This is a genomic window from Azospirillum sp. B4 (assembly GCF_000333275.1).
GTDB lineage: Bacteria > Pseudomonadota > Alphaproteobacteria > Azospirillales > Azospirillaceae > Nitrospirillum.
This window is the reverse complement of the sequence record NZ_BACU01000429.1, coordinates 1-6,954: the sequence shown is the minus strand read 5'-3', so window position 1 is coordinate 6,954 and position 6,954 is coordinate 1. Positions and strand designations below refer to the sequence as shown.

Genomic DNA, 6,954 nt, shown 5'->3' with positions numbered 1-6,954 from the left:
CATGGGCACCCTGCTGAACAGCGGCACCATCACCGGCTACTGGGGTGTGGCGGCCAGCGGCGGGATCGACCGTGTGGTCAACAGCGGGCTGATTCGCCGGCAGCGGCCAAGCCCTGATTGTGCTGGGCGGGACCATCGGCGCCCTGGTGAACAGCGGCACCATCGCCGGCGACCTCGGCAACAACACCAGCAACGCCCTGACCATCTCAGGCGGGTCGGGCACCACCGTCGGCACGCTGACGGGCTATACCGTGACCAACCAGGGCACGCTGGTGTCCTCCGCCGACGTGGTGTTCGCGGGCGGCAACTTGCTGCTGAACGACAGCATCAGCGCCAGCGGTCACACGGTGCTGAACACCGGCGCCAACCTTGTGCTGTCCAGCATCGTCAGCATCACCGGCGCTTACACCCAGGGCGCCTCCGGCACGCTGTCGCTGAGCGCGGGCACCGGCGAACTGGTGGTCAGCGGTGCGGCGACCATCGCGGGCACGGTCTCGGCCGGGCTGTCGGCGACCGGCAACTACATCATCGGCGGTGCCGGCGGCACCCTGGTGGCCGGCGGTTCCGGGTCCGATTACACCAATGCGGTCGCGGGCAATGCGCTCGCCGGCCTGGTGGGTGGCCTGGCCACCAGCGGCGACAACCTGCTGCTCACCATCGTCAACGATTACATCGGCGGCACGCTGGCGTCGGTGGGCAACACGGCGGGTTTGAGCGTCGGCTCGGCCCAGTACGGCCTGTATGTGGCGTCCACCGGCAGCCTTGGGACCTTCGCCAACAGCGACACGGTCGCCGGCACACTCGGCGGCGCGGCGGTTCTGGTGGCGGGCACCCTTGGTCGGCTGGACAACAGCGGCCTGATCACCTCGCCCACGGCGCTGACCATCGTCAGCGGCGGCAGCATCGGCACGCTCAGCAACAGCGGCATCATCGCCGGCAACATCATCAACGCCGGTGCCGCCGGCCTCACCATCGGTGGCGGCACCGGCGGCGCCATCGGCACCCTGACAGGTTTCGGCGGCCAAGGCACCATCATCAACACCACCGGCAACCTGGTGTTCAGCGGCGGCGCCCTGGCGCTGAGGGACAACATCAACGTCGGCACCAACACCGTCATCAACAGCGGCACCCTGACGCTGGACAGCACCATCAGCATCGCGGGGCATTACAGCCTGGTGGGGTCGGCGGCGACCCTGTTCGGCGGCAACTTCGCCCAGGCCGGCGGTACGCTGAACATCGTCGCCGGCTCCGGCCAGCTGTTCGTCCCGGGTGCCGTCAGCATCGCCAGCGGCCGGGTCAACGTCACGTTGAACAGCCAGGCCAACTACCTGGTTGGCGACCAGCTCACCCTGGTGCAAAGCGAAAGCTCCAGCATCAACTTCAGCGCACCCGTCAACTGGGTGGGCGCCCACGACACCATGGCCCAGGGGGCGGCCTTCGCCACCACCGTGCTGGGCTGGGCCAGTTCGTTGTCCGGCTCGGGCGAATACTTCGCCTACGTGGCATACAACGCCAATGATTACATCGGCGGCTCGATCGCCAGCGTTTCCAACAGCGGCAGCATCGGTTTCAACACCGCCGTCTACGTGGCCACGACCGGCACGCTGGGGACGCTGACCAACACTGGCACCCTGGGCGCCAGCATCGGCATCCTGAACCACGGCACCATCGGCTCCATCCAGAACGACGGCATCATCCACAGCGCCACCACCGCCATCCAGGGCGACGGCAGCTATGGCACGCTGTCCAACAGCGGCACCATCTTCAGCAGCATCATCGGCCTGTCGCTGGGCAGCCACATGGATGCGCTGGTCAACAGCGGCCTGTTCAGCATCGGTCCCGATGGGTTCCAGGTGGTGAACGTCAGCGGCACGCTGGGCACCCTTGTCAACAGCGGGCGGCTGGCCGTCAGCACGATCAGCCAGCAGGCGGTGTACATCGCCAGCACCGGCAGCCTGGGCATGCTGGTCAACAGCGGCACCATCCTCGGCGACCTCACCAACGATAGCGCCAATGCCCTGGTCATCCAGGGCGGTGGCGGAACCGCGGTGGGCACCTTCACCGGTGTCGGCGGCGGCATCGGCACCCTGACCAACACCCTGGCCAACGTGACCCTGGCCTCGGGCTCCCTGGTGCTGAATGATCGGGTCAACGTCACCGGCCACACGCTGGTGAACAGCGGCGCCTCGGTGGCGCTGGGCACCATCATGACCGTCAGCGGCGATTACAGCCAGACGGACGGCGGTCTGACGGTGACGCCGGGCGCCGGCCGGCTGCTGGTGACGGGCGCGGCCACGCTGTCCGGCGGTTCCGTCGTCGCCCGCCTGTCCGATACCGGGAACTACCTGGCGGGCAGCGTCGTCGCCACGCTGGTGACCGGTGATGCCAGCTCCAACTACACCGGTGTCCAGGCGCAGGCGGGCGGCTTGTCGCTCAGCTTGCAGACCGGCACGCTCAGCGGCGGTGGCAGCATCAGCCTGCTGGCCACGGCCATCAGCGACTATGTCGGCGGCACCCTTGCCACCCTCTCCAACTCGGGCAGCCTGGGCAGCGGCACCCCCATCTACGTCGCGACCAGCGGTCGCGTCGGCACCCTCATCAACGCGGGCACGCTGACCGGCGGCAATCCGCTGGACAACGAAGGCGTCATCGACACCCTCATCAACGCGGGTCCGGGCACCATTGCCGGCAACTTCCTGGGCCTGGTCAATAACGGCAGCATCGGCGCCCTGAACAATGTCGGCCTCATCAGTTCCACCAGCCTGCCGGCCCTGACCAATTACGGCAGCATCGGCAATCTCAACAACACCGGCACCATCCTGCACGGTGTCAGCAACAGCGGCACCATCACCTTCCTCACCAACAATGTCCTGATCGAAGGCGGCATCAGCGACGGCGGCAGCATCGGCACCCTGGACAACAGCGGCACCATCACCGGTGGCGGTGGCGTGCAGGTCAACGGCACCCTGGCCCTGCTGAACAATTCAGGGCAGCTGTCCGGCGGCTCCACCGCCCTGTCCATCGGCAGCGGGGGCACGCTGGGCACCCTGTTCAACACCGGCACGGTGCTGGGCAACATCGTGAACGCCGGCAACCGGCCGCTGACCATCATCGGGGGCACCAACACCGGCCTGTCGGGCCTGCTGACGGGGGCCACGCTCACCAACGTGGGCACCATCACCAGCACCGGCGCCAACCTGGTGTTCGCCGGCGGCTACCTGTCGCTGAACGACTGGATCGACGTCGGCAGCCAGACGGTGGTGAACAGCGGCGCCGGCCTGACCTTGGGAACGCATATCAATATCACCGGCAACTACAGCCAGACGGGCGGCGGGCTGGTCTTGACGCAGGGCACCGGCCTGCTGTCGGTCAGCGGCGCCGCCAGCATCAGCGGCGGCGATGTGGTGGTTCTGCTGGACGGCAATGGCAACTACCTCGCCAACACCGTGATTGGCACCGCGGTCCAGGGCGGTTTGGGGTCCGACTATACCGGCGCCACCGTTAGCGCCACCATCGGCAACCTGATCCTGTCCGGCACCACGGCCACCATCGGCGGCAATGTCGACCTGCTGGTGAGCCCGCTCAGCGATTATGTGGGCGGCACCCTGGCCACGCTGAACAACGGCGGCACCATCAGTGGCGTCACCATTCCGGTCATGGTCGCCAGCAGCGGCAGCGTCGGCACGCTGACCAACAGCGCCCTGCTGTCGGGCCGGCTCTACGGCGTTCTGAACCAGGGCACCATCGGCCAGTTCGATAACAGCGGCACCGCCACTGGCAGCATCGGCCTGTACAATCTGGGCAGCATCGGCACCGTGCTGAACACCGGCGCCCTGCTGGACGCCCCCGCGCCGTTGGCGGGCGGGGTCAACAACGGCGGCACCATCGCCGCGCTGATCAACCAGGGCGTCATCAGCGGCACGCCCTATGGCATCGTCAACACCCGCACCATCGGCACGCTGGCCAACAGCGGCACGATCAGCGGCCGCACCGCCCTCTTGAACCGCGCCACCGGCACCCTGGGCACGGTATCGAACAGCGGCCTGATCGCGGGCAACATCCTCAACCAGGCAACCCAGGACCTGGTGTTCACCGGTGGCTCCGGCGGCACCATCGGCACGCTGACCGGCGCCACCCTGACCAACCTGGGCACGATCACGAACACCGTGGGCAACGTGGTGTTCGCCGCCGGCGATCTGGCCCTGAACGACATCGTCACCGTCACCGGGCACACCCTGGTGAACAGCGGGGCGTCCCTGACCCTGGCCACGGTCATCGGCGTCACCGGCGCCTACAGCCAGACGGCCGGCACCCTGGTGGTGGGCGATGGCGCCCAGCTGGCGGTCAGCGGGACGGTGGGCATCAGCGGCGGCACCGTCCTGGCCAGCCTGTCCGGCACCGGCATCTATCTGGCGGGCAATGGCGCCACCCTGGTGACGGGCACCACCGGCTCCAGCTACGCCGGGTCCACCGTGATGGCCGCCGGGCCCAGCGGGTTCAGCAGCGCCGGGACGGTCAGCGGCACCAGCCTGGTGCTGGCCTATGCCAGCGATTACGTCGGCGCCGGCCTGGGCACGCTCGTGCAGACCGCCACCATCAGCGGCGTCACCCATGCCCTGCACGTGGCGGCGGGTGGCAGCATCGGCACGGTGCTGAACAGCGGCACGCTCAGCGGCAGCGCCGCCGCCTTGTACATCGCCGGCACCGTGGGCCTGGTGGCGAACACCGGCCTGATCGGGGGCGACATCGTCAATGCCGGCGGCGACCTCACCATCACCGGCGGTGGCTTCGGCACCCTGGGCACCCTGACCGGCCTTTCGGGCCAGGGCGTCATCACCAACACCGCGGGTGACCTGGTCTTCGCCAGCGGCAACCTGGTCCTGAACGACCGGATCGACGCCAGCGGCCACACCGTGCTCAACAGCGGGGCCAGCCTGACGCTGCCCGCCAGCGTCAGCATCACCGGCGCCTACCGGCAGACCGGCGGCACCCTGGCGGTCGACGCCGGTACCAGTCCGCTGACGGTCAGCGGCGGCGCCAGCATCGTTGGCGGCTCGGTCCTGGGCAGCCTGGACGCGGGCGGCAATTACCTGGTGGGCGCTTCCTACACCTTGGTGCGGGGCGGTGCTGGGTCCAGCTATGCCGGCGCCACCATCGCCAGCAACGTCGGCGGCCTGGCGGTCAGCGGTGTGACCGCCGGCCAAAGCCTGCTGATGAGCGTCGCCAACGACTATGTCGGCGGCACGCTGGCCACGCTCAGCAACACCGGCACCCTCAGCGTCCAGGCCGGCGTTTACGTCGCCGGCACGGGCAGCGTCGGCACCTTGAGCAACGACGGGACCCTCAACGGCACCTGGGGCGTTCAGAACCTGGGTACCCTGGGCACCCTGCTGAACAGCAACCTGATCAATGTGGCCGGCAGCGGCATCATCAACTATGGCGTGGTCACTCGGCTGGTCAACAGCGGCACGCTGCTGGCCGATGGCACCAACGGCATCAGTAATGGTGGCAGCATCGGCACCCTGGTCAACAGTGGCCGCCTGGTCAATTCCCAGATCTCCGCCGGTTCCGGCACCCCGGCCGCCGTGGCCAACGGGGGAACCATCGGCGTCCTGTCCAACAGCGGCCTGATCAGCGGCCCCGTCGCCCTGTACAACGGCGGCAGCATCGGCCTGCTGGCCAACAGCGGCACCATCGCCGGCGACATCCAGAATGACAGCGCCAACGACCTGACCATCGCCGGCGGCACCAGTGGCACGGTGGGCACGCTGACCGGTTATGCCGGTGTCGGCACCCTGACCAGCAGCGGCGCCAACGTGGTGCTCAGCGGCGGCAGCCTGCTGCTGAACGACCAGGTGGACGTGGGTTCCGGCACGCTGGTCAACAATGGCGCCTCCCTCCGGCTCGACACGCTGATCAGCGTCAGCGGCACGTACAGCCAGGCCGGCGGCACGCTGGCGTTGACTTACGGCACCGGCCAGCTGGCGGTCAGCGGCGCGGCGGTCCTGACCGGCGGCACGGTGATGGCCTCCGGCATCGCCGGCACCGCCAACGTGCTGGCGGGGGCTGGCAGCGTCGCCGTGTCCGGCGGCGTGGGCTCCACCTTCACCGGGCTCACCTACGCCTCCACCGTCACCGGCCTGGAACTGACGGGCAGCGTGGGTGGCGACAGCCTCTCTCTGGTCGGCCTGAACGATTACATCGGCGGCGCGCAGGGCACCCTGGCCAACAGCGGCACCCTCAGCGCGGGCAACGCCGTCTACGTGGCGGCCACCGGCAGCATCGGCACCTTGTCCAACAGTGGCGTCCTCCAGGGCACCATCGCCGCGGTGCGCAACCTCGGCACCATCGGGACGCTGGCCAACAGCGGCACCATCATTGGCGACATCGTGAACCTGTCGGCGCGCGATCTGGTGATGGTGGGCGGCGATACCGTCAGCGGCACGCTGAGGGGCGGCAGCATCGCCAACACCGCGTCCAACCTGGTGTTCGCCGGCGGGCAGCTGGCGCTGGGTGACGGCATCGACGTGGGCGGCCACACGGTGGTCAACAGTGGCGCCACCCTGCGCCTGGACACGCTGATCTCGATCACCGGCGCCTACACCCAGAACGCCGGCACGCTGGCCCTGGGCACGCTGGGCGAACTGGCGGTCAGCGGGGCCGCCAGCATCGGCGGCGGCCTGGTTCAGGTCAGCCTGTCCAGCACCGGCAACTATCTGGTCAACAGCCTGACCACGGTGGTGGCCGGCGGTGTCGGCTCCAGTTACACCGGCGCCACCATCACGGCGGCGGGCGCCGTCGCCGGCCTGGGCCTGGCCACCACCATCATGGGCGGCAACCTGGTGATGGCCATCGCCAATGACTATATCGGCGGGACCCTGGCCACCCTGACCAACAGCGGCCTGCTGGCGGCCAGCACGGCGGTCTATGTCGCCGCCGGCGGCAGCCTGGGCA

General features: G+C 68.9%; 1 protein-coding gene. It reads left to right on the top strand.

The window, feature by feature from the left end; translation table 11 throughout:
• Positions 1 to 119: 119 nt before the first annotated feature.
• Positions 120 to 6,954 (top strand): hypothetical protein (locus I55_RS18925; protein WP_044562141.1); only part of this gene is annotated, 6,835 nt, incomplete at its 3' end.